22 protein-coding genes are annotated in these 22,877 nt (G+C 34.0%); 6 read left to right on the plus strand and 16 right to left on the minus strand.

The window, feature by feature from the left end:
- Positions 1–65: 65 nt before the first annotated feature.
- From lacD to AC1RPR_RS01150, 8 genes are all read right to left on the minus strand, one after another.
- Positions 66–1,049, minus strand: coding sequence for a tagatose-bisphosphate aldolase (lacD, locus tag AC1RPR_RS01115; protein WP_481761029.1), 984 nt, complete (start codon positions 1,047–1,049; stop codon positions 66–68).
- A gap of 171 nt (positions 1,050–1,220) precedes the next feature.
- On the minus strand, positions 1,221–2,366 hold the full coding sequence (gene nagA / locus AC1RPR_RS01120) for an N-acetylglucosamine-6-phosphate deacetylase (protein WP_481761030.1): 1,146 nt from the start codon (positions 2,364–2,366) through the stop codon (positions 1,221–1,223).
- Between the two features lie 75 nt (positions 2,367–2,441).
- Positions 2,442–3,293, minus strand: coding sequence for a PTS system mannose/fructose/sorbose family transporter subunit IID (locus AC1RPR_RS01125; protein ID WP_481761031.1), 852 nt, complete (start codon positions 3,291–3,293; stop codon positions 2,442–2,444).
- Positions 3,283–4,077, minus strand: a complete 795-nt coding sequence (gene agaW, locus AC1RPR_RS01130) for a PTS N-acetylgalactosamine transporter subunit IIC (protein WP_481761032.1) — start codon at positions 4,075–4,077, stop codon at positions 3,283–3,285. The genes AC1RPR_RS01125 and agaW overlap by 11 nt, the downstream gene beginning before the upstream one ends.
- A 36-nt stretch (positions 4,078–4,113) precedes the next feature.
- Complete coding sequence (gene agaV, locus AC1RPR_RS01135; RefSeq protein ID WP_481761033.1) at positions 4,114–4,602, minus strand: PTS N-acetylgalactosamine transporter subunit IIB; 489 nt, start codon at positions 4,600–4,602, stop codon at positions 4,114–4,116.
- 22 nt (positions 4,603–4,624) lie between these two features.
- Entirely contained in the window at positions 4,625–5,794 is a 1,170-nt protein-coding gene (locus tag AC1RPR_RS01140; RefSeq protein WP_481761034.1) for an AgaS family sugar isomerase, read from the minus strand.
- Between the two features lie 13 nt (positions 5,795–5,807).
- The gene (gene agaF, locus AC1RPR_RS01145) at positions 5,808–6,227 is read right to left on the minus strand and encodes a PTS galactosamine/N-acetylgalactosamine transporter subunit IIA (RefSeq protein ID WP_481761035.1); all 420 of its coding nucleotides are present in this window, start codon (positions 6,225–6,227) and stop codon (positions 5,808–5,810) included.
- A gap of 14 nt (positions 6,228–6,241) precedes the next feature.
- The gene (locus AC1RPR_RS01150) at positions 6,242–6,967 is read right to left on the minus strand and encodes a GntR family transcriptional regulator (RefSeq protein ID WP_481761036.1); all 726 of its coding nucleotides are present in this window, start codon (positions 6,965–6,967) and stop codon (positions 6,242–6,244) included.
- Positions 6,968–7,478: 511 nt separating this feature from the next.
- Between AC1RPR_RS01150 and AC1RPR_RS01155 the strand changes: the two genes are divergently transcribed.
- Positions 7,479–7,718: a hypothetical protein gene (locus AC1RPR_RS01155; protein ID WP_409021786.1), complete on the plus strand. Its 240-nt coding sequence runs from the start codon at positions 7,479–7,481 to the stop codon at positions 7,716–7,718.
- Between the two features lie 30 nt (positions 7,719–7,748).
- Positions 7,749–9,164, plus strand: coding sequence for a glycoside-pentoside-hexuronide (GPH):cation symporter (locus AC1RPR_RS01160; RefSeq protein WP_481761037.1), 1,416 nt, complete (start codon positions 7,749–7,751; stop codon positions 9,162–9,164).
- 50 nt (positions 9,165–9,214) lie between these two features.
- Here AC1RPR_RS01160 and AC1RPR_RS01165 read toward each other — a convergent pair whose 3' ends face one another.
- Together AC1RPR_RS01165 and AC1RPR_RS01170 are read right to left on the minus strand one after the other, a co-directional pair.
- A complete protein-coding gene (locus tag AC1RPR_RS01165; RefSeq protein ID WP_481761038.1) occupies positions 9,215–9,808 on the minus strand; it encodes a YdeI/OmpD-associated family protein in 594 nt (197 codons plus the stop codon).
- Positions 9,809–9,826: 18 nt separating this feature from the next.
- Positions 9,827–10,498: a YoaK family protein gene (locus AC1RPR_RS01170; RefSeq protein ID WP_481761039.1), complete on the minus strand. Its 672-nt coding sequence runs from the start codon at positions 10,496–10,498 to the stop codon at positions 9,827–9,829.
- Between the two features lie 176 nt (positions 10,499–10,674).
- Here AC1RPR_RS01170 and AC1RPR_RS01175 point away from each other — a divergent pair, with 176 nt between their 5' ends.
- Together AC1RPR_RS01175 and AC1RPR_RS01180 are read left to right on the plus strand one after the other, a co-directional pair.
- Complete coding sequence (locus AC1RPR_RS01175) at positions 10,675–12,522, plus strand: FAD/NAD(P)-binding protein (RefSeq protein WP_481761040.1); 1,848 nt, start codon at positions 10,675–10,677, stop codon at positions 12,520–12,522.
- Positions 12,523–12,732: 210 nt separating this feature from the next.
- Complete coding sequence (locus AC1RPR_RS01180) at positions 12,733–13,143, plus strand: peptide deformylase (RefSeq protein ID WP_481761041.1); 411 nt, start codon at positions 12,733–12,735, stop codon at positions 13,141–13,143.
- A 51-nt stretch (positions 13,144–13,194) separates the two neighbouring features.
- On the opposite strand, the gene AC1RPR_RS01185 is transcribed toward AC1RPR_RS01180, so the two are convergent.
- From AC1RPR_RS01185 to AC1RPR_RS01195, 3 genes are all read right to left on the minus strand, one after another.
- On the minus strand, positions 13,195–13,938 hold the full coding sequence (locus tag AC1RPR_RS01185) for an SDR family oxidoreductase (RefSeq protein ID WP_481761042.1): 744 nt from the start codon (positions 13,936–13,938) through the stop codon (positions 13,195–13,197).
- A gap of 109 nt (positions 13,939–14,047) precedes the next feature.
- Positions 14,048–14,863, minus strand: coding sequence for a bifunctional hydroxymethylpyrimidine kinase/phosphomethylpyrimidine kinase (thiD, locus tag AC1RPR_RS01190; RefSeq protein ID WP_481761043.1), 816 nt, complete (start codon positions 14,861–14,863; stop codon positions 14,048–14,050).
- A gap of 189 nt (positions 14,864–15,052) precedes the next feature.
- Complete coding sequence (locus AC1RPR_RS01195; RefSeq protein ID WP_481761044.1) at positions 15,053–16,612, minus strand: MFS transporter; 1,560 nt, start codon at positions 16,610–16,612, stop codon at positions 15,053–15,055.
- 357 nt (positions 16,613–16,969) lie between these two features.
- Here AC1RPR_RS01195 and AC1RPR_RS01200 point away from each other — a divergent pair, with 357 nt between their 5' ends.
- Complete coding sequence (locus AC1RPR_RS01200) at positions 16,970–17,371, plus strand: pyridoxamine 5'-phosphate oxidase family protein (RefSeq protein WP_481761045.1); 402 nt, start codon at positions 16,970–16,972, stop codon at positions 17,369–17,371.
- Positions 17,372–17,422: 51 nt separating this feature from the next.
- Here AC1RPR_RS01200 and AC1RPR_RS01205 read toward each other — a convergent pair whose 3' ends face one another.
- Together AC1RPR_RS01205 and AC1RPR_RS01210 are read right to left on the minus strand one after the other, a co-directional pair.
- A complete protein-coding gene (locus AC1RPR_RS01205) occupies positions 17,423–18,226 on the minus strand; it encodes a Cof-type HAD-IIB family hydrolase (protein ID WP_481761046.1) in 804 nt (267 codons plus the stop codon).
- Positions 18,227–18,377: 151 nt separating this feature from the next.
- Positions 18,378–20,192 (minus strand): glycerophosphoryl diester phosphodiesterase membrane domain-containing protein, encoded by a 1,815-nt coding sequence (locus AC1RPR_RS01210; protein ID WP_481761047.1) that lies wholly within the window; start codon positions 20,190–20,192, stop codon positions 18,378–18,380.
- A gap of 151 nt (positions 20,193–20,343) precedes the next feature.
- Here AC1RPR_RS01210 and AC1RPR_RS01215 point away from each other — a divergent pair, with 151 nt between their 5' ends.
- On the plus strand, positions 20,344–21,231 hold the full coding sequence (locus tag AC1RPR_RS01215; RefSeq protein ID WP_481761048.1) for a polysaccharide deacetylase family protein: 888 nt from the start codon (positions 20,344–20,346) through the stop codon (positions 21,229–21,231).
- A gap of 86 nt (positions 21,232–21,317) precedes the next feature.
- Here AC1RPR_RS01215 and AC1RPR_RS01220 read toward each other — a convergent pair whose 3' ends face one another.
- On the minus strand, positions 21,318–22,757 hold the full coding sequence (locus AC1RPR_RS01220) for a catalase (RefSeq protein ID WP_481761145.1): 1,440 nt from the start codon (positions 22,755–22,757) through the stop codon (positions 21,318–21,320).
- Positions 22,758–22,877 lie beyond the last annotated feature (120 nt).

Here is a 22,877-nt window from a genome sequence, read left to right on the forward strand (position 1 = left end):
TTTTTTTCATTACTAAATCATTAAAAATAAAGAGGCTAAACATGACGTTTAGCCTCTTTATTTTACTATTTTAATACCTTATCAAACCACGATGTAGCAGTACTTTCAAGAACGACATTTAAATCTTCAATATTCTTTTTACCAACTGTGTTCATCCATTCTTTACCTTTTTCTTCACCATCTTTAGCAAATGGTTCGATACCTTTGCTCCATGTTGCACGTCCACAAAGTACACCATTAAATGTTGATTTTGCTTCATGAGCAAATACTAAAGTATCTTGGAATAATTGTGCCGATACACCACCACTTAAGAAAATAAATGGTAATTTGGTTGCATCACTTTGTTCTTTAAATATATCTAATGCTTCTGTCTTAGAATATACCACCTCATTATCGTCGTTAAACCCTTCCACATAATCCATATTGACTGGCACTTCTACTTTAAGTACATCTACTTTATATTCAGGTTTAGAAAATTCTTTCATCATTTCAATAACTTTATGAGGTTTTACTTTAGCATACTCTGAACCTTTAACATCGTCATTAGTTGCATCATAAGAAACCAATTCTAAAAATAATGGCATATCTTCTGCAGCACATTCTGAACCAAGACGCTCCATATATGCATGTTTCATATTATTAATCTCAGCATTTTCGTCTATATCATAATAAAGTAAGAATTTAATAGCGTCAGCGCCCTCTTCTTTAAGACGACGAACTGACCAATCTGGTAATAAGTCAGGTAAGCGACCTGGGGTAGTAACATCATAACCCGTTTTTTCGTATGCAACTAGTAATCCAGTACTTGCATTACGGACCTTTGCTGCTGGAAGACCATATTCTGGATCAAGTAATATTGCTGAAGCGTATGGTGTTAATTCTGATGAAATTACTTTTTTAAATTCAACGATATCTTCTTCATTTGCTGGCTTATTTGCTGCTGCTGCCAACATTTTTTTTAAAGATCCTCGTTGATCAATTGCTAATGCTGCAATTACGCCTTTTTCATTTGAAAGTGCTTTAAGTCCTGCCAATTTATTTGGTGTCATTTTTATTCCGTCCTTTATTATTTTTTTACTTCTCTCATCCACTTATAATTCTATCTTTGAAGAATATGAAAAGGTTTTTAAAATTTCATTTTTTACATACCAATTAAAAATAACTTAACAATCATAAATACCGTTTACTCCGACTAGCTCTTAATAAAGAATCAGTTAATATCATTTTTTATATTTTAAAGTACCATTTAAATATGTTTCCTCAAAATTTAAATCATGATCTAAAACAATGAAGTCAGCATCTCTACCTGCCGCAATACTTCCGCACTTATCATCAATTCCAACGCTTCTAGCGGGCACATAACTAGCCATTTGGATTGCTTCTTCAGGAGTAGAAATATTCCAATCAACAACATTTTTAACTGCTTCCATTAATTTTAAGACACTACCAGCTAAACTTCCTGACTCTAACCTTGCGGCGCCATCTTTAACAACAACTGGGAACTCACCTAATGTATAATTTCCATCAGGCATTGCACCAGCACGCATACAATCAGTTACTAATACAATGTGGTCTGCTCCTTTAACGTTAATTAAAATTTTAGCAGATGCCGGATTAACATGTTGACCATCACAAATTAGTTCATCATAGACACTACTTAATGACATTGCTGCGCCAACCATCCCTGGCTCTCTATGATTAAGTGGGCTCATTCCGTTATACGTATGAACGAAAATAGATGCACCAGATTCTACTGCAGATTTAGCTTGATCAAACGTAGCATCACTATGCCCCAATGCTACTTTGACCCCTTGTTTAGTTAAGGCCTCAGTAAATTCTTTAACACCCTTTCGCTCAGGTGCAATCGCAATTTTTCGAATAAGTCCATGCGCTAATTTTTGCCAATGCTCAAAAATATCTATACTTGGATCTAAAAAGTATTTAGGATTTTGCGCACCTTTGTGTTTTTCAGTAAAAAATGGACCCTCAAAAAAGATACCCTGTATTTTTGCACCACGTACTTCACCATGACGCTTACCAAAGTCAGAAATAACTTCGTTCAACGTTTCTGGAGCTGCCGTCAATGTTGTCGGCAGAAATGAAGTAACGCCACATTCTAATAAACCTTCAGACATCATTTTTGCGCCCTCAAAATCGTTATCCATCACATCATATCCCTTTAAACCATGGACATGTGTATCTACAAGCCCTGGTGCAATCCATTTACCCGTATATTCTTTGATATCACCATCAGGTTTTTCTTGTTGATAATCACCAAATTTACCATCAATAATTGCCAAGTACCCTTCATTTTCAACCGTGTTTTTCAAGAAAAACTTATCTGCATGAATATAATATATTTCCACCAGTAATGCCTCCTATATTATTTTTGTTAAAAAGAAACTAGCCCATTATCCATAGTCTAGTTCCGCAGGCCTCTTCTAGAATAACTTGAAGAATGCACCTACTAAGCCAACAACTACTGTGAGCCCAATCAACATCAATGGAGATTTACCTTTTTTCAACATCCAGTAACAGAAGAATGTATAAAGAAGCGGTAATAATGCCGGCATCACTTTATCAATAACACCTTTTTGTAAATCAATATCAATTTTCCCAGCATGAATCACAACACCAAATTTAAAGTTAACGTATGTTGCAACCAAGGCTCCAACAACAGTTAATCCAACTATCGACGCAGCACGTGATATTTTTTTTGTATTTTCCTTCATACTCGAAATAGCACGAGTACCAGTTCTATACCCATAATTCATTAACCAGAATAGTAACCCAAAATGCACTGCATTAAAGACAACAAGGAATAAGATCGGTCCAAGTGGATTTCCATTCATTGATAATGAAACCCCAACTCCGGCTGTAATAGGTAGCAACGTTAACCAGAACATCGCATCCCCAATACCACCTAAAGGTCCCATCATTGCTACTTTGATACCACGAATAGTTGATCTATTTTCTTTATTTTCTTCCATTGCTAAAATAACACCTTGAACAAATGTTACTAAAAATGGATGTGTATTAAAAAATTGTAAATGATCAAGCATTGCATATGAGAAATCTTCTTTATCTTTATGAATTTTTTTCAATCCAGGAATTAAACTATAAGTCCACCCACCACCTTGCATACGTTCATAATTAAATGAAGCCTGTAAAAGTAGTGAACGCCAAACCATTTTGTTTAAATCTTTTTTTGTAATTACCTTTTCAACAGTAGGATCGTTATAAGTATCTGGGATCACAACATCATTGCGATCAAATTTCTTTTTAGATGCCATCACTATAGTCCTCCTCTTCATTAACTGTTACGGTTGCTACTTTTTTTCCACCATTATCAGATTTTGCTCCACCAATAAAGAAATCATAAGCAGCGATTGAAATACCAATGATTGCGACTCCTAAGATTGGTAAGTTACCATATGCTGCAACAACAAATCCAATTGCGAAGAATGGTGCGTACGCTGTCTTCCACATAATTTTTAACAACATGGCAAATCCAACAGCTGGCATAATACCACCGGCCGTACTTAATCCTGTTAAGATCCATGCAGGAACGGCTTCAACCATTCCTTGCGCTTTACTTGCACCGAGGAAGATTGGTAAGAACGCCATAATGAAGTAGAAAACAAACAAGATTAGCGGACCCATGTAGTTCAATCGATCAATTTTCTTATCATTACCTTCCATCGCGTATTCATCCATTTTATGCATAACTGGTGAGTAAGCTGTAAATAGTAATGTAACTAAACCTTGTACGGCAACTGCAAATGGTACGGCAATACCAACTGCTAATGTTGGTGTTTGATGAGCAATAATTGCAAATGCGGTTCCCATAATTCCACCAATAACAACATTAGGTGGCTGTGCTCCAGCAAGTGGAACCATTCCAGCCCAAACTAATTCTAATGTACCACCAACAATTAAGCCGGTTTGAAAATCTCCTAATATTAGACCAACTACTGCACCAGTAACGATTGGTCTATGAATATGTGTTAAACCACTATACATATCGATACCGGCAATACCAGCCCATAGTCCAATTAATAACGCTTGTACTAACATATAAATTTCCTCCTTTTTATTATTATATTTACGTTTTTAATATTCTTTCAGTAAGCGCATCATATCTGATGCCTTTTCATTCGGAATACCTTGAACCTCTAGTTCAACACCCAAATCATGCATTTTATTGAATGCTTGAACATCGGTATCATCGACTGAGATAGTTGCCGATAATTGTTTCTTCCCTTCTGAAAAATGTAAATTACCAATATTTACTTTCTTAATTGGGACACCTCCTTCAATAATTTTAGCCATGTCTTCTGGCGTACGAACAACTAATAATATTTTTTGTTTATCCGAGGCTTTACCAATAATACGAATCGTTTTTTTAATATCGAAAAAGCGGATTCCAACAGTTTCAGGAATAACCATCTCCATTAAACTTTGCTGTACATCATCTTTAGAAACCTCATCATTCGCAACTACAACTAGATTAGCGTCAATCGTATTAACCCATGTCATACCAACCTGTCCATGAACAAGTCTGTTATCAATTCTTGCAAGTAAAATGTTTGGTGTTGTCATAATAAATTCCTCCTTGAAATTTTTATTTATAGGCATGTAAAGTTACACCTTTAACTACACGATTTACGGTACCGCTTGGTGAAGGTGTATCTGGTGTGTTTCCCACTTTTACTGAACTTAATAATGAAATAGTTTGCGCATACATAACATCAGCAAGAGCCAGATATCCTTCTGGTAAAAGGGCATCTCCTGATTCAAATGTGAAACGATCACCACTAAAGTTATTCTGTCCCTCAATATCAATCCCAATTACTTTAGCGGCAATTTTATCTCCACTCACTTCTTCTAAAATATCAATATCGTATTGACGTGTATATTCTTGATTGTTAACAAATACAAAAACTAATGTTTTCTCGTTGACGAACGATTTAGGTCCATGTCGGAACCCCATTGAAGAATCAAACATTGTTGTTAGCTTACCTGCCGTTAGTTCAAGAATTTTCAACTGTGCCTCTCTTGTTAATCCCGATAAACTTCCGGACCCAAGATAGACAACCCGATCAAATTCCATATCAATAACAGCTTTTATTTCAGCTTCACGTTTAATCACTTCATGACCCATTGCAATAATAGTCTCAACATATTTTTCTTTAATATCCTTACGTGTTGTATCAAAAATTAATAACGCTGAGAGTGACATACAACTGTATGATCCAGTCATTGCAAATCCCTTATCATTAGACAGCGCAGGCATCATCAATAACAAATTACGTTCGTCATCTTTTGTACCAACAGCAAGTTTCCCTTCCGGAGCACAAGTAATTGTAATTTGATATAAATTTTTAATTATTTTTCTTGAAATTTCAACAGCGGCAACACTTTCAGGACTATTACCACTCCTAGCAAACGAAACTAAAATAGTCGTAGCATCTGGTACTAAATAATCATATGGTGCAGATACGATATCGGTTGTTGGAATACTTTCAAACTGATAATTTGCACGATCCCCGTGGTTACTTAAGTATGGTGTTACAGTATCACCAACATAAGCGGATGTTCCTGCTCCTGTAAAAATGACCCGAATCAACCCGTTCGAGGTAGATTTAACTGATTTTAAAAATGTCTTTATTTCGTCTGACTTTTCACTAAAATTATTAAATGCCTCAGTCCAAAGTTCAGGTTGTTGTTTAATTTCACCTGTTGTAATATTTGCGCCCATTATTTCCAACTCTTTTTCATTCTTCTCAAACATATTAAGCTCTCCTTTAGATGCCATTATCATCTATTTCTACTCTTTTTTTTGTTTCAAATTGCATAATACCTTTTTTACCAGCATCCAGTGCTTTCTCCATAAACGCGCTCATGTTCAAATCCCGGTTAAATAACATATCTAATAACATCGGTATATTCGATCCTGTTAAAACGCTTACATTATTATGCAGTAATTTTATTTTAACTGCTTCATTAAATGGTGTTCCTCCAGGAATATCAGTAAAGAAAACTATTCCATCTAAGCCGTTTAATTTGTTAAGCGCTTTCATATAGTCGCCGCTTAAATCTTCCGCGGTCATTCCTTGTATAAAATCACAAAGAATAAAATTTTCTTGTTGTCCGGCAATAAGTTCAATATTTGATCCCATTCCAGTTGCAAAGTTCCCATGTCCAGCTACTACCATACCAATCATATAATTATCCTCCCTTATTTATTGTGTCGAATATGATAAGTAAATTTATCACCCCTCGCAATACTCAACGTAAATTCAATTACTTCATTTTTTGTGTTATACGTCGTTCGCTCTAATTTAAGAACAGGTGCACCTTCATAAAAATTTAATAAAGTTGCATCATTGCCTGCCATAACACCTGCTGTTAAAGATTCATCAGCCGTTTTTACAATCTGGTTATAATCATCTAAAAAAATGACATACATCGCTTGCTTATTTAATGTCTCCACAGTTAAAGAGGGAAATTTAGCATACGGTAAGTAAGTTCTCTCTAACATCATTGGTTCATCTGATGCAAGTCTTAATCGTTTTAATTTAATTACCTTGGTACCAACTTCAACTTTTAAACCTTGAGCAATAAACTCATTAGCACTAATAACATCAAAGCTAATTATTTTACTACTCGGTTCTTTATCAAGGGAAACCATTTGTTCTGTAAAACTAAACGTTCCCCCTAAATCAGTCTTAATTTTAGCGATATTCGACACAAATGTTCCTTTACCATGTTGGCGATATACATAACCCATTAGTTCTAACTCATTTAGTGCTGTTCGGACAGTCGTACGACTCATATCGTAAGCAATAGATAAATCACGTTCAGACGGTAATTTATCATTCACCTTTAGATTCTTTTCAATTTCTTCTTTTAGCGTATCTACTAATTGATCATAGAGTGGACGCTCATAATTACCGTTTAACATTACTTTTCCCCCAAGTGGTTACTACCACATACATAATATATTATTTTTAAAACTCTTTGTCAATAGTTATTTTTATATTAACTATTATTAAATCATTTGTATTTTCAACATTGGTACCTACCATTAATCATGTTTTTTAATTCCCCCCTTCTAAAGTAATCATATTTCACTTTAAAGTTATAGATTATTAGCGACACACTACTTCGCTGTATAAAATTATCGTGACCGATATGACTTGCTTTCTAATTATATCAATTAAGCATAACTTTTATTTATTAGATTCTAAACTCATATAAATTCTTTCTACAATAAATACGTAAGGGTACTAAAAAGTTACTTTAGTCTAAATAATATACATCTAAAATAAAACGTTTACATTTTAGTAAAAGTTTAGTAAAATGTAGTTGTTAACTAAAAGAATGCGTTTTCACGTTTATTATTTTTATGTTTTGCTATTATGAATAACAATTTCTTTTACCAAAAATCTATTATATAGGAAGAGGTCATTAGAATGGATACAAATAAATTAACGATTGATGCCGAACGATTTGCAGCTGCAATTATTGCCGGAAATCCTAAGCAAACAAATGAAGATAACAAGATATATATTAAACGTCAATTGACGTTATACCTTGAATCAGTTTTGTTAGTTAATGATTTTAATTCTTTAGAAGAAAACCAATTAGGTTCTGCTAAAGAAAAACAACGTCAAGCAATTTTAGATAAGATTATCGAACACAGATATAACTAATTTTAACTACACTCGAAAGGAATTAAACTAATGAAAAATTCTAAAGATTTTAAACAATATGCTTCATATGCCTTTGGTGCATTTGGACATGATGCCTTTTATGCAACACTTAGCACTTATTTTATGATTTTTATTACAAGTCAATTATTCGTTACAAAGGATGCTGGTTTCAACGCTAAAATGATTGGTTACGTCACAACTATGATGGTTGTTATTCGAATTGTTGAGATCTTTTTTGATCCTTTAATTGGTGGCGTTATTGATAATACTCGTACTCGTTGGGGGAACTTTAAACCATGGTTACTAATCGGTTCAATTGTCAGTTCAATTGGATTAATCCTTATTTTCACTGATTTTGGTGGTTTAGCTACAAGCAATCCTTATCTTTACTTAATTCTTTTTGCCATTGTTTATATCATTCTAGATAGTTTCTATTCATTTAAAGATATTTCATTCTGGTCAATGTTACCAGCTCTAAGTGTCGAATCAGAAAAACGGACTAAATTTGGAACAATTGCTCGTTTTGGTTCAACATTAGGTGCTCAAGGTGTTATTATCGTTATCGTCCCAATCGTTGTCTTCTTTTCAAAAATGTTCTCAGGTACAACTGGTAATACACAAACAAAAGCAGGTTGGTTAGGTTTTGCTATTGTTATCGGTTTGGTTTCATTCTTAGGTGCTTTAGCAACTATTTTAGGAACTAAGATTGAAAAAAATGCAATTCGTGAAAATACTGAAAAAGTTCGTTTCCGTGATGTTTTCAAAGTTATCGGTAAAAATGATCAGTTAATGTGGTTATCATTATCATATTTCCTTTTCGCTTTTAGTTATGTTATTACAAATTCACTTTTGATTTACTACTTCAATTATGTTTTAGGTAGTGCAGCTGCATTTACTACTGTTGGTGTTCTAACAGCAGTCTTAGGAATTATTTCAGTTTCATTGTTCCCAACTTTAGTTGCATTGGTTCATCGTCGTGCTATCTACCTTGGCGGAATCGCTGTCATGCTATTGGGTTACATTCTCTTCCTATTTGCTGGTACTAACCTTGTTGTTGTCTTAATTGCTGTTGGCTTATTCTTCTTCCCATATCCACTTGTTTTCTTAGCAGCATTGATGACAATTACGGATAGTGTTGAATACGGTCAATTAAAGAGTGGAACACGTAATGAATCTGTTACTTTAGCAGTTCGTCCTTTGTTGGATAAATTAGCTGGTGCCTTCGCTAATGGTGTTGTTGGTTTTGCCGCAATCCAAGCTGGTATGACAGGTAGTGCTAAACCAAGCGATATTACAAACAGTGGTTTACTACAATTCAGAATGTACATGTTCTTCGTTCCAATGGCCTTAATAATTGTTGCTGCTCTTATCTTTATGTCAAAAATTAAATTGACTGAAGCTAAACATGCTGAAATCGTTACAGAATTAAAAAAGAAATTAGATTAATATAATTAAAAAAACAGCGATCAGATAAAATCTGGTCGCTGTTTTGCTGTCTAATCGTTAAGTCCTTTACCATCAAGAATTTTCGGAATATATTTAATAATTCTAGCCTCACGCGTTTCTGTTTTTTTAGCATCTGCAAAATAACGTGCATACGTTTTTTGACGTCCAAGCGTTAACGTTTCAAAAAATTCTTCCAATTCTGGCATTTCATTCATTTTTTTCTGGAATTCCACTGGCAACACTAATTCAGTTGGTTTACCCTTAGGAACCTTTAACCCAGCCTTTTCTGCATTAATTGCTTGTTGAATGTAATCACTTATCTCTACTTTTAAATCAGTAACATCTTTTAAGCTATGAAATCTAATTTGGCGACCAACCTCAGTATGTTCGCCCGTTGGAACTAAAATACCCTTACCATCATCAATCAGAGTTCCTTTTAAGAAAAGTAATGCCATATACTCTTTAAATCCTTGAATTAAGACAATATTTTTACCATTTAGTGTATAACAAGGTTTGCCCCATTTAAATTCTTCAGTCAGTCCCGTTTCGAGTGCAAGTTCTCTTAACTGTGTCATTTCTTCTTTCCATTGTGTTGCTTTTTCTAAGTGTAAATCAACTTTTGGATTCTTTTTAATTTCTGTCATTGTCTTAACCCCTTTATTTTATAATCTTTTTTCTGGATTTAATTGTAGCCCAATCAATGAACATAACAAGAAAAATGCAGCTAATAATATCGTTTTAGTTCCCATTATCGGTACCATAGCACCCATAGAAATTGCGCCAAAAAGAAATGCTAAGACGACACCCAACATCCGCCAACCTTTAGCCATTGCGATTATATTACCTTTAACAATTCCGTCATAAAAACTTTCAGCCATTGTCCTCAAATTACCCGTCATCATAAATGACGTAAAAGGTCCTCCGTTGATTTGTCTAAATTCTTGAAGTTGAGCTGCTGCAACCATTGAAATGATTCCTGTAGATAACTGTGCTGGCCAATTTCTTGGAATAAATGCAACAATAATTAAAAGGATCGTCTCAATACCGATAACAAATCGTTGTCGTTTATTAATTGAATCTTCTTCTTTAAATCGATGTTGCAGATTTCTAGTTATAATAATACCAATCATAAAAGCAAAAATTGGAATCAGATGATCGAATATGGCCCCCCATTTCATTTGGCCCATATCAATACCTAATATAATTAAATTTCCGGTTTGCATACCAGCGAAAACACCATCATGTACGATATAGGTATACGCATCAAATCCCCCGCCGGCAAATATTAATCCAGCGAACAGTACCCTATCCAATAGTGACATTGGTTTTTTCATCAAATCCTTCTTTCAGATTGTACTTAAAATATTCTTTCAAATTAAGTATACTAAATTATCAGAAGTTAACAAGAATATACGATTAATTTTTACTATTAAAGACGTTATCAAGCGATTTTTTCTGTTTTAAAGTTTATAATGAAATTAGTTTTTATAAGACAAGGGAGATTACTTTTATGCATTTAGCCATTATTGGTGCCGGACCACGAGGTCTGATTACACTTGAACGACTCATTGCTTGGCAACAAGCAGATCCTTCAAATTCACCACTTACTATTGATTTATATGATCCATATGGTGTTGGTGGGCGCGTATGGTCACCAACTCAACCACACGAATTAATCATGAATACCGCAGCTCAACAAATTAGTTTATTCTATGGAACAAGCGTCCAATCTATTGGTCCAGTTATCCCAGGACCAAACATTTTCGAATGGGCTCAATCTGATGCTCATGATTTTATCGAAATAAATAATTATTCAGCGGATTTTTTAACTGAAATTAAAGATTTACATCCAAACGATTATGCAACAAGAGCACTTTTTGGTGTTTATATCCAATGGTACTACGCTGAATTACTTAAACGTGCCTCTAACAATATCACAATTAATTTGAATAAAAGTACGGTTACACAAATTTCAAAAAAAGCTGATCAATTTGAAATCACAACCGCCTTACCTTCAGTTAGCATCGTTGACTATGTCGTAATGTCTTTAGGTAATCTTGAAAATGAATTATCTGTCGGACAAAAAAGATTTGATACATTCGCTACAGAAAACAAGTTAACTTATGTTTTACCAGGCTTTCCAAATGAAACAAAACTAGATCATATCACGCACGAAGATACTGTTATTTTACGTGGCTTAGGTCTTAGCTTCTTTGATTTAGTGACCCGTTTGACTGTAGGCCGTGGTGGTCTATTTAAGCGATTAGAGAACGGGCAACTACAATATCAAGCAAACGGTAACGAACCTCACATTGTGGCAGGTTCGCGTCGTGGATGGCCTTATCATGCCAAAGGGGATAATCAAAAATCACCCGGCGAAGAAACTCAAGCTCATTTTTTAACGGCGGCTAAAATGGCAGTTTTCATGGAAAATGGTACCGTTTCTTTCAATGAATTTTGGACCTTATTAAGTCATGACGTTGAATATCAATATTATTCATTACTTGTCGCACAGAATTATCCAAAAATCGATTTAACAAAATTCCAATTAGCTTTCTTAAAAGATCCTAAAGTAACCGTTGAGCGATCAATTATTCTTGAAGAAGATCGCTTTAATTGGGATCATCTAGGAAATCCAATGACTAAAAAACCTAATGAAGATTTCAAAGCCGTTATGTTAGACCATTTACAAAAAGATGCAGTAGATGCAAAATTAGGTACTAAGACCGGACCATTGACCAGTGCTCTTGAGGTTTTACGTGACTTACGTCTTCCGGTTAGACAATTAATTGATAACCGTCTCTTAACAGATGATGACTATTTAACTAACTTCTTAGGCTGGTTTAATTCATTAAATAACTTTTTAACAATCGGGCCTCCTACCATTAGAGTTGAACAATTACGGGCACTCGTTGAAGCTGATGTTGTTACACTATTAGAACCTGGAATGGTCGTCGATACTAAAGATCATCAATTTGAAACATATAGTGCAAACCAACCAGATCAACGCTACTTAGCAACAACTCTAATTGAAGCACGCGTTCCTGCTGTTCATGCGACAACAGCAACAAGTCCTTTAATAAAACAGTTACTCGATACAAAAATCGCCAATCCTTTAATTTTAAATCCAACTAAAGGTGATTCTGTTATAGATGGCGCAGTCAACGTTGACCCTGTCAGCAATTTATTACTAGATGAGCATAAGACACCGCAACCTGGTTTATACTTCTGGGGTGTTCCGACTGATGGTGTTCATTGGCTAACAGCTGCAAGTCCAAGACCTTTTGTAAATGATGTTAGTTTACGCACAGCTAATGATATTGTTAAAGCTATTTTTACAGAAGAGTCACATAAATAATAATTAAAAAAGTGAATCATACCCTATATTGAGAATAGAGTATGACTCACTTTTTTAATATCTTTTACCTATTAAATTGACGTTAATTAATCCTAAAATAATAATTTTCTACTTGAGGATAACATTATATTCTAAATCATGATAAAATCATTAACTAGATATCCATCAACATTTCTTTATTAATTATGCTACTTAAATCAAAGGAGAAAAATGATAAAATCAATTATGCACGATGAAATATTTCTCGCACAAAAAGCTGAGATTGCAACTAAAAATGATGGCTCAATCGTAACCGATTTATTAGATACATTAGAAGCAAATAAAGAGGTTTGTGTTGGAATGGCTGCCAATATGATTGGTGTGAATAAACGAATTATCGTTTGCCAATTTGGTAATCTAAATGTTCCCTTTATTAATCCTAAGATTACAAAAAAATCTGGACGTTACAACGTCAATGAAGGTTGCCTTTCGTTGACTGGCGAACGTCCAGCACAACGATATGATTCCATTACAGTTGATTATTTAGACAAATCATTTCAACCACAAACCCAAAAGTTTTCAGGTTGGATGGCACAAATCATTCAACACGAAGTCGATCATTGTGAAGGTATTATCATCTAAATGAAAAAATCTCGAGAAAATAAATTCTCGAGATTTTTTTATTATTTAAATTTAAGCTTGAGCAGTTGGATAAATCGTAAATTCATTAACATTAACTTCTTCTGGTTGATCAATGGCAAACTTAACCACGCGTGCAATTGCGACCGGATCAATTCCAACTTGTTCATAAAATGACGACATCCCTGAAAGGGTTTGTTCATCCGTAATAGTATTTAATAATTCTGTGTTAATTGCTGCTGGATATAAGGTTGATGTTCTTATATTTGTTTTTTCCATAGCACTTTCTGTCCTTAGAACTTCCATTAAATTACGGACAGCAAATTTTGTTGCGCCATAAACACCTGCATCTGGGAATGATTTAATGCCTGCAACAGATGATGTTGTAATAACATGTCCATGTTTTTGTTCAATAAATATAGGCAACACTGCAGCAATTCCGTTCAATACACCTTTGATATTGATATCAATCATATCATCCCATTCATCCGTTTTTAAAGCCGATAAGGGCGAGTTAGGCATGATTCCAGCATTATTGAATATAACATCTATCCCACCAAAAGTTTCTTGTGCTAAAGTAACTAAATTCTTAACGTCACTTGCCTTAGTGACATCAGTAACGGCATATGTTGCCTGACCACCATTCTTTTTAATTTCTTCAACAATCTTTGCTAACTTAGCTTCACGACGAGCACCTAAAACGACTTTAGCCCCACCTTCAGCTAACATTCTGGCCGTTGCTTCACCAATACCACTTGATGCTCCTGTAATAACAACAACTTTATTTTCTACTGACATATCATTATCCTCCAATTTAATTAGTATGTTTACATTACTCTTTAAAGTGCACTCTAAGTCAACAAAAAAAGACTCATTTTTATACAAAATAAAAGTGAGTCTCTAGTACCTATTTATTTAAACGGTAAGCAGCGTGATATAAAGGGCCTACGTATTCATTAAATGCAAAACCTGATTTAATTCCAGCAGTTACAAAATCTTTTGCTTTATAGACAGCTTCTTTAACTGACAATCCGTTTGCAAGGCCCGCAGTTATGGCCGCTGCAAATGTACATCCTGCTCCATGATTATAAGCAGGCGTTATCTTTTCAGTTTCTAAAACCTCAAATTGAGTTCCATCATAAAATAAATCAAGCGCCTTTTCACCCTTAAGAGCTTTACCGCCTTTAACAACGACATTTTTTGCACCTAACTCATGAATCTTAATAGCTGCTTGTTTCATGTCGTCAAGTGATTTCAAAGTTCCCATTCCAGATAAAACACCAGCTTCAAACAAATTAGGCGTTGTGACTGTCGCAATTGGGATCAATAAATCACGGATAGCATCAGCTGCTTCTGGATTTAATACTTCATCTTCACCTTTACAAACCATAACAGGATCAATCACAACATTCTTAATCTCTTTTTCTAAAATGCTTTCACGAGCTACTTCTGTAATTGCAACACTACCAAGCATCCCTGTTTTCATTGCAGCAATATCTCCGCCGGCACCTGTCGTTTTCAACTGTGCTTTTACTAATTCAGCATCCATAACAGTTACGTTATGTGCCCATCCAGCATCTGGATTCATGGTAACAATTGAAGTTAGCGCAACCATACCATAAGTTCCAAACTCTTCAAATGTTTTCAAATCTGCTTCCATACCAGCGCCACCACTTGCGTCGCTACCAGCAATTGTTAAAACCTTAGGAATTATTTTCGTCATTACTAATCTCCCTTTTATTGGATGATTTATTTTTAAATTAATATTATTTTATCATACGCCTTGTTATAAACAGCGATACTATTAGGAGTCTTACGCTTCAGAAATATATCGGTATCATTAAAGAGCCACTCAAAATTTTAAATGACAGCTTTCACTTCTTATAAACCTAATGACATAAAAAAAGTTTTTTTATTTATCTAATTTTTGATCGACACTTTTTGTTTCTCTTAATAAAAAGACTGCTGCTAGAATTCCAATAATCATAATGACCAATGATGTTAAAACAACTTGAATCATGCCTTTATCAAAAGCTGTTAAAACAATCTTTTGAACTTTATCAGCATAAGGAGTCGCTATTATTTTTTGACTCCACGCAACCATATGTCCAGAAAATGCTCCTGCATTTACTAAGGCTTGCTGAATACCCGTTGCAGCTACACTAGGAATATGACTATCACTAAAACCAGTGCTCAAACTTGATTCATATGCTTTAGTTTGTGCTAAACCAAGAATTACAACGCCTACTGTTATTCCAATTTGACGAAAAACATTCAATAAACCAGATGCCATGCCAATTTCTTTTGGATTAATATTATCCATAGCAGCAGTATTAATCATCGGATTAATAATAGCGTTACCCAATCCAGTTAATACAAGAAGCGGAAGTAATTGCATGTAGGTAAAGTCCGTTGTTGTTACCTGGCTAAACGTAAATAAACCAAGTGAGGCAACGATAAATCCAAGTGAAATCATCCACTTTTTACCAAACTTGTATCCTAGAACTCCTGTAAAAGGACCTAAGACAAGCGACCATAAACTCATAGGTAGTTGATGTAATCCCGTGGAAAAGGCTGAATATCCCATATAATTTTGCATTAAACTTGTTTGATAAGCGGCTAACGCAAAGATACCAGCACCAAGTGCAAATGCAAGAATTACAACACCAACAAAATGACGATTTGTTAATAATGTTAAATTCATCATTGGCGATTTAACTTTTAACTCTACAAAAACAAAGGCAGTTAAGATTAAAATTGATGCAATTAACCATCCCATAACATGCATATCAGTCCAAGCCCAATGCATATGTTGTTCTTTTTGAATTAAGCCATAAATACCAGCAAATAATCCAACTGCTGAAAGAATCATTCCTATAAAATCAATCGATTCCCCAGCGCCATATGCAGGTGTTTCTTTAACATTTCTAATAACCAAATAAATCGCAATGATACCGACCGGTAGATTAACAAAGAAAATTGAAGGCCAACCAAAGTTCTCAACTAAAAATCCACCAACTAAAGGTCCGATTGCTGTTGAGAATCCAATAACTGATCCTAAAATACCAAGTGCTGTCCCACGTTCTCGGCCTTCAAAGTTAGACGCAACTAACGCCATTGATAAACTCATCATTCCTGAACCACCAATTGCTTGAACTGCTCGACCAAAATCAAGAACTAATAAGTTTGGTGCAAGCCCATTTACAACAGATGCAATCGTAAACAAAATTGTACTAGCGATGAAGACTTTTTTTCGTCCAAACATATCACCTAATTTTGAAACAATTAATAAACTGACTGCATACATTAACGTATATGCATTTAATATCCATTGTAAATCACTAAATGTTGTTTTAAAATCAACTGCCATACTTGGTAAAGCAACATTTACAACAGTAACATCTAAAAGGCCCATAAAAACACCTAAACTCATAGCGAACAATGCTACCCAACGATTTGTTGCTTTTTTCATTTTTTATTCTCCTTTTGTATATCTTTAATTTGCTCCACTACACCAATATAATTCATACCACATATTTTAAAGCAATAAGTTTCATTCCATTTAGAATCATGGACGACCATTTTTCCAATACCAATCGTAACTTATATCCTGACATATTACGACTCATTAGTACTGTTAAAATTAATAATCTATACATATCACTTTAGCGTCTTTCTTCGAAGTCCTTTTAGAAATCACTATTAGACTCATATAAGTATAGTTTTTTTAGCCCTATTTGCAAGTTTTTTGTAAAGCTAATATTTTGCCAATATACCTTAATCATGATAAGTTTTACTTATAATAAGTAAATAAAAAGGAGATTTTATAATGGCAAAATTAACAGAAGATATGAAAAAAATGATTCCTGAACAACTTAATTTTCTTTCAACCGTAGATGAAAATGGGTTCCCACAAGTTGGTCCTAAAGGATCAATGCGTGTTTTTGATGATACGCATTTGATTTATAATGAAGAAACAGCTAAACATGCATTACACAATCTTCAAAATAATGGCCGTGCAGCTGTTGCTGTTATAGATCGTCCTAATCTAAAAGGCTTCCGGTTTGAAGGCACAGCACATTTAATTGATTCCGGTAAAATTTTTGACGATGCTGTTAAATTTGGTGAAGAACGCCATTTACCAAAAATGTACTATGCTGTCATCATTGATGTTGAACGTATTTACAAATTAGATGCTGGCCCAACTGCTGGTGATTTAATTGCTGATTAAATATTAAGACAAAAGGACTAAATCCCGTAAATGGGATTTAGTCCTTTTGTCTTATTTTTGAGCTAATTGTTCTAAAATAGCTAATCCAACACCATCTTCATCATTCTTTTTTGCATGATGATTAGAAATATCTTTATTAATTTGATGACCATTCTCCATTGCATAACTGATACCTGCAGCTTTTAACATCGATATATCATTCAAATTATCGCCAATTGCCATCACTTCTGACATAGGAATACCCATACTATCAGCAAATTTTTTCAACGCAATCCCTTTTTGTGCATTAACATGATTAACTTCAAGATTATTATCCCCTGAAGAAGTCACAATGAGTGTTTCATTTTCTTCAATTTTATTTTTTAAAACAGATAAGTCATCTGATTCATCCGTTTTTCGAATAAGAAATTTAAACAAATCTATTTCAGAATCATCAATAATTTCACTGTAATCGTCTATATAATGAATAGGATTTAAGTTTAATTTGATAACCGCTTCATCATATTTAAGAGGATCATCTGAATAAACACCTTTTGACGTCATAACTTTGAAAAAGGCATGTTCATTCTTCAAAAATTTAATGAGTTTTTGTGCCTCTTTTTTTGATATTGGAAAACTATTAATTTGTTTGCCTTCCTCAGTTACCGTAGCGCCCCCATTATAATTAATCATCGGTGCACTAATACCTGCTGCGTCAATTAAGGGTTTTACCTCATCATAACTTCGTCCAGTGGCAACAACAAAAGTCACTCCCATTTCTTGAGCCTTCTTAATAGCCGCTGCGTTACCCTTCGAAATACTATTTTCATTATTTAATAACGTGCCGTCCATATCTGATGCGATAATTTTAATCATACTTACTAGACACTCCTCTGATTTCAGTTTAGTAGCAACTTAAGCATAGCATGCCACCTAAATAGTGTAAACGTTAACATCTAGACAAAATTAAAAAAGACTACTAATCTATAGTAATCTTTTCTAATTTATGTTTCCTAACCTAACTAATTTAATTATCGATTGTTATGCTAATTCCCGTTAATCTATTTGAGAATATTGATAATTTACTTGCATAACTTGGATGATCATTATTAGCTTGAACAACTTGTTTAAGTGTACCAAAGTCATCCGTAATAATACCATCAACGTTCATAAATAACATCTTTTGCATAATCGTTTCATCATTTACAGTCCAAGCATAGACATCCTGGTTCTTATCATGTGCCTTGCTCACAAATGAGTCATCTAGAGTTGTAGCTTCCATAGTGTACGCATTTGCTGGTGTTTCTGGAAATGATATATTATATGGAATAATAAAACTGATATAAAGCTTTGGTGCTTGTTTTTTTACTTGTGAAACAACATCATAACTTAAAGAATGAATTCGATCCTTATCAGCTAATAGTCTTTTTTGATATTTTTTAACAAAGTTTTTAGTCATATTGGGACTATCTTGCGGAGATACTTTGATTTCAACTAATAATTTTTGATGATTCTTCTCTGCTGCCTTTAAATATTCATCGAAACTTGGAATTTTAGCTGAATAACCATTTTCACGAACAGTTAATGCTGTTAACTCGGATAATGTTAAATCATGTACTGTCCGATTAACATTCGCTAAATTTTCCAAATTTGGATCATGCATAACAACAAATTTATGGTCTTTTGTTTCTTGAATATCCATTTCGATGTAATCAGGTTTCTCTTTAGCTGTTTTTTCTAAGGCAGGAATGGTATTTTGTACACCATTTCCATCATCAACTCCACGGTGAGAAATAAGAACTGGATAGTCATTTAGCATCCCCTTTAAGTAAACATAATTATAAATAGAAGCTGTCCCTGCAACTAGTATCAGGAGAACAACGACACTAACTTTCTGTAATTTAATAAAGCGTTTCTCTTTATAGAATGTTTCTTGAACGGGTTTCAAATGCGGTTGTTGTTCTTCAAAAACATCTAGCGCAATACCTAACAACATAGTCACACTTAAAGCTAATACGATTTGTCCTAAAATTTCCAAAATAAACAGATTAAACATCACAATCATAAATGCTTGATTTTGAAAATGATTATCTACATAGTTCTGAATTAGGAACAAACTAATTTGAACAATTCCTGATATAAAAGCTATAGAAGCCGTAATTACTAATCCTTTTGTGACGGTTATCCAAAATTTGCCACGTCCAGCTTCCCAACTTTGTTTAATTAAATGACCGATTCTTTTTTCTGAACTAAACAACATAGTTGGAATAAAACTAATTAATCGGATAGAGAAGAAAAATGCTACACCATAGACTAAAAGTATTGGGCCCCAGATAGCTGGACTTGTCCACATATCTTGAAGAATAAAATCTGGAATAGTCACCTTATTTAATAAAGTAGATGTAAATAAGACTTGTCCAAATGGTAAAATTAAAACGAAGTAAAAAATAACGAGCAACGCTGTTAAAGGACGTAACTCTAAAACGTCATGAATTGATTGTTTTAATAATGACTTAAATTCAATTTTTAAATCATAACGAATAGCTTGAATACCCCTGATCATGAAAGACATTTGAATATAAACAATACTTAATATAACTAATATAACAAGGATAAACTCAATTAATAATATAGGTTTATCCTCAATAACCGAAATAATGTTAGTATAGGTTAAATATTCGACTTGGTTACTACTAAGTATCTGGCTTACCACCCAAGTTAAGATTGGTTGTACCACTGCAGATAAAATATAATTAGTAACAACTACTAAAATAAAATACAATTTCCAGTGTTGAAAAAATTCCTTATAACTTTGATTTAAAAAATGAAATGTTCTACGCATATTTTCCCCCAATTAAATATTTAATATGTACTTTATACTATCATAGCCTTACCTTTTTTTACATTTATTGACTTTATCCGCGTAAAAATTGAATCTTACTACCTTAGCGTGGTAAATTAGATAGTATCGTTTCTCATAAAAGGAGTTCATCATGTTAAAACATAAAAAAGGTTGGTTTATCTTATTATTCTTAGTCCTAATCGTCTCTATTGGTTCATTATTCTTTTTCATTCAAAATTCTCACTCCGTTTCCAATACTAATCACCAAAAAAATAGCTCTAAAAAGGTAAGTTCATCTTTACCCAAGAAAACTATTAAGAAAAATAAGCTCATTTCAAATACTAAAATAGACAGTTCGCATTGGAAATCATTTAAGGGCCAGACCGAATTTCCAATTTTAATGTATCATAGTATTTCTGTTGGAAATTCACTTCGTATTCCTGAAGCACAATTTGCCCATCAAATGCAGTGGCTTAAAAAAAATGGTTACTACACGTTATCACCTGCTGAAGCTATCGAAGTTTTTAAAACACATAAAAAACCTGCTAATAAAATTGTTTGGATTACTTTTGATGATGGTTACAAGGATAACTATGAAAAAGCTTATCCTGCTCTCAAAAAATATCATCAAAAAGCAACCATCAACTATATTACAAGCCACTTTGGCCACATAAACAAACTAACTATGCCACAAATGAACGAGATGCGAAAATCAGGTTTAGTAAGTATTCAAAGTCATACTGTCCATCATGAGGAACTTAATCAGATGACCGATGCACAACAAACTTTTGAATTTAAGAATTCGAAAAAATGGCTAAACAATAAATTTCATCAAGAGACATCAATTATTTGTTATCCAGTTGGTCGCTTCAATAACCAGACCGCTAAACTTGCTAAAGATGCAGGCTACAAACTTGGTCTAACGACATTACCAGGACTCGCTAATGAAAGCCAAGGACTATTCACCTTGCATCGTGTCCGTATCTCACCCGATTTATCAGATATTTCTTACAAGTATCTTTTAGAACACGGCATGTAAACAACACAAAAAAAAGGAATAAATCGCTGTTTGATTACAGTGATTTATTCCTTTTTTTTGTTAAACATTTTAATACACCGAAAGAATTATTTAATTAAGCTTAGTTCTAACCCTAATGCTTCTGCGACACGTGTTCCGTATTCCTTATCAGCTTGATAAAACTGTTTAGTTTCACGAATCTTTATCTCAATATCTTTAACTTGTCCCAGATTTAATTTAATATTTTCAATTAAACGTGCTTTTTCATCAGTAGGTAACAATCGATATAATTTACCGGCAGCAGTATAATAATCCTCATTTACTGAATAGTTGCCTACTTTTCCATCCAATGTATCACCATGAACTTCTGCATGGCGATTTTCTTCAGGTCCACCTAAACTGTTGGGCTCATAGTTAACATCACCGTTCTGATTTTGCGCCATTAAACCATCTCGTTCATAATTATGAACCTCATTTTTAGGACGGTTAGTTGCCAATTGTTCATAGTTAGCACCTAATCTATATCTTGCAGCATCTTTATAACCAAATAAGCGTCCTTGGAGTAATTTATCTGGTGAGGCTTCAATTCCTGGAACGAAGTTAGCTGGTGAAAATGCTAATTCTTCAATATCTTCAAAATTATTTTTTGGATTTTCATCTAAAACCATTTGGCCAATTTCAATTAATGGATAGTCCTTTTGCGAAATAACTTTCGTAACATCAAAGATATCTTGCGGATAGGCTAATCCTGCTTTGTAAGGCACAATTTGTACGGCTACTGTCCAACTGGGGTAATCTTGATCCTCAATCGCATTATACAAATCATTTTGTAAGTAATCAGAATCTTTTCCTCTTAATTCTTCAGCAACCTCATTACTTAAATTATGAACACCTTGGTTTGTTTTGAAATGATATTTAACCCAAAATTGTTCACCTTGCTTGTTTACCCATTTAAAAGTATGACTTCCATAACCGTGCATCATTCGGTAACTAGCAGGGATCCCACGATCACTCATAAGCATTGTTACTTGGTGAACTGTTTCAGGTGATAACGACCAGAAATCCCACTGCATATCCTGACTTCTAGCATGCGTTTTTGGGTCACGCTTTTGGGAATGTATAAAATCTGGGAATTTCAAAGCATCATTAATAAAGAAAACGGGCGTATTATTACCCACAATATCGTAGTTACCTTCATCTGTATAAAATCTTACTGCAAATCCTCGTACATCTCGATAAGTATCCGGATAACCTGCCTCACCAGCTACTTGTGAAAAACGGGTTATGACTGGCGTTTTCTTGCCCAAACCATTGAAAAGACCTGCCATAGTATAATCACTCATATCTCTAGTTAATTCAAAATAGCCTTTAGCCCCTGCCCCTTTTGCATGGACCACTCTTTCTGGAATACGTTCTCGATTAAAATGTGCCAATTTTTCTAGTAATTGGTAATCTTGAACTAAAACCGGTCCACGAGCCCCAGCTGTTTGTGAATTTTGATTATTCGCCCATGTTTGACCTTCATTTGTTGTTAAATCCCCCATGATGATTCCTCCTATTATCTTATTTATAAGTCCAATCCTAGCACCTAAACTGATAATTACAATTATTTTGACTTTTATAACTTGAATCGGAAAGTAGGTTTTAAATATCATAGTGAGTTCTAG

Source organism: Dellaglioa sp. CoH-57-MRSF-22 (assembly GCF_056781895.1).

Coding starts and splice junctions, on each gene's coding strand:
- AC1RPR_RS01170 (WP_481761039.1), bottom strand. CDS start 10,498: ATGAAAAAACCAATGTCACTATTGGATAGGGTACTGTTCGCTGGATTA.
- agaW (WP_481761032.1), bottom strand. CDS start 4,077: ATGTTAGTACAAGCGTTATTAATTGGACTATGGGCTGGTATTGCCGGT.
- AC1RPR_RS01215 (WP_481761048.1), top strand. CDS start 20,344: ATGTTAAAACATAAAAAAGGTTGGTTTATCTTATTATTCTTAGTCCTA.
- lacD (WP_481761029.1), bottom strand. CDS start 1,049: ATGACACCAAATAAATTGGCAGGACTTAAAGCACTTTCAAATGAAAAA.
- AC1RPR_RS01195 (WP_481761044.1), bottom strand. CDS start 16,612: ATGAAAAAAGCAACAAATCGTTGGGTAGCATTGTTCGCTATGAGTTTA.
- AC1RPR_RS01150 (WP_481761036.1), bottom strand. CDS start 6,967: ATGTTAAACGGTAATTATGAGCGTCCACTCTATGATCAATTAGTAGAT.
- AC1RPR_RS01180 (WP_481761041.1), top strand. CDS start 12,733: ATGATAAAATCAATTATGCACGATGAAATATTTCTCGCACAAAAAGCT.
- agaF (WP_481761035.1), bottom strand. CDS start 6,227: ATGATTGGTATGGTAGTAGCTGGACATGGGAACTTTGCAACTGGAATG.
- AC1RPR_RS01155 (WP_409021786.1), top strand. CDS start 7,479: ATGGATACAAATAAATTAACGATTGATGCCGAACGATTTGCAGCTGCA.
- AC1RPR_RS01185 (WP_481761042.1), bottom strand. CDS start 13,938: ATGTCAGTAGAAAATAAAGTTGTTGTTATTACAGGAGCATCAAGTGGT.
- AC1RPR_RS01160 (WP_481761037.1), top strand. CDS start 7,749: ATGAAAAATTCTAAAGATTTTAAACAATATGCTTCATATGCCTTTGGT.
- AC1RPR_RS01140 (WP_481761034.1), bottom strand. CDS start 5,794: ATGTTTGAGAAGAATGAAAAAGAGTTGGAAATAATGGGCGCAAATATT.
- AC1RPR_RS01205 (WP_481761046.1), bottom strand. CDS start 18,226: ATGATTAAAATTATCGCATCAGATATGGACGGCACGTTATTAAATAAT.
- AC1RPR_RS01125 (WP_481761031.1), bottom strand. CDS start 3,293: ATGGCATCTAAAAAGAAATTTGATCGCAATGATGTTGTGATCCCAGAT.
- AC1RPR_RS01200 (WP_481761045.1), top strand. CDS start 16,970: ATGGCAAAATTAACAGAAGATATGAAAAAAATGATTCCTGAACAACTT.
- AC1RPR_RS01175 (WP_481761040.1), top strand. CDS start 10,675: ATGCATTTAGCCATTATTGGTGCCGGACCACGAGGTCTGATTACACTT.
- AC1RPR_RS01210 (WP_481761047.1), bottom strand. CDS start 20,192: ATGCGTAGAACATTTCATTTTTTAAATCAAAGTTATAAGGAATTTTTT.
- AC1RPR_RS01165 (WP_481761038.1), bottom strand. CDS start 9,808: ATGACAGAAATTAAAAAGAATCCAAAAGTTGATTTACACTTAGAAAAA.
- agaV (WP_481761033.1), bottom strand. CDS start 4,602: ATGACAACACCAAACATTTTACTTGCAAGAATTGATAACAGACTTGTT.
- thiD (WP_481761043.1), bottom strand. CDS start 14,863: ATGACGAAAATAATTCCTAAGGTTTTAACAATTGCTGGTAGCGACGCA.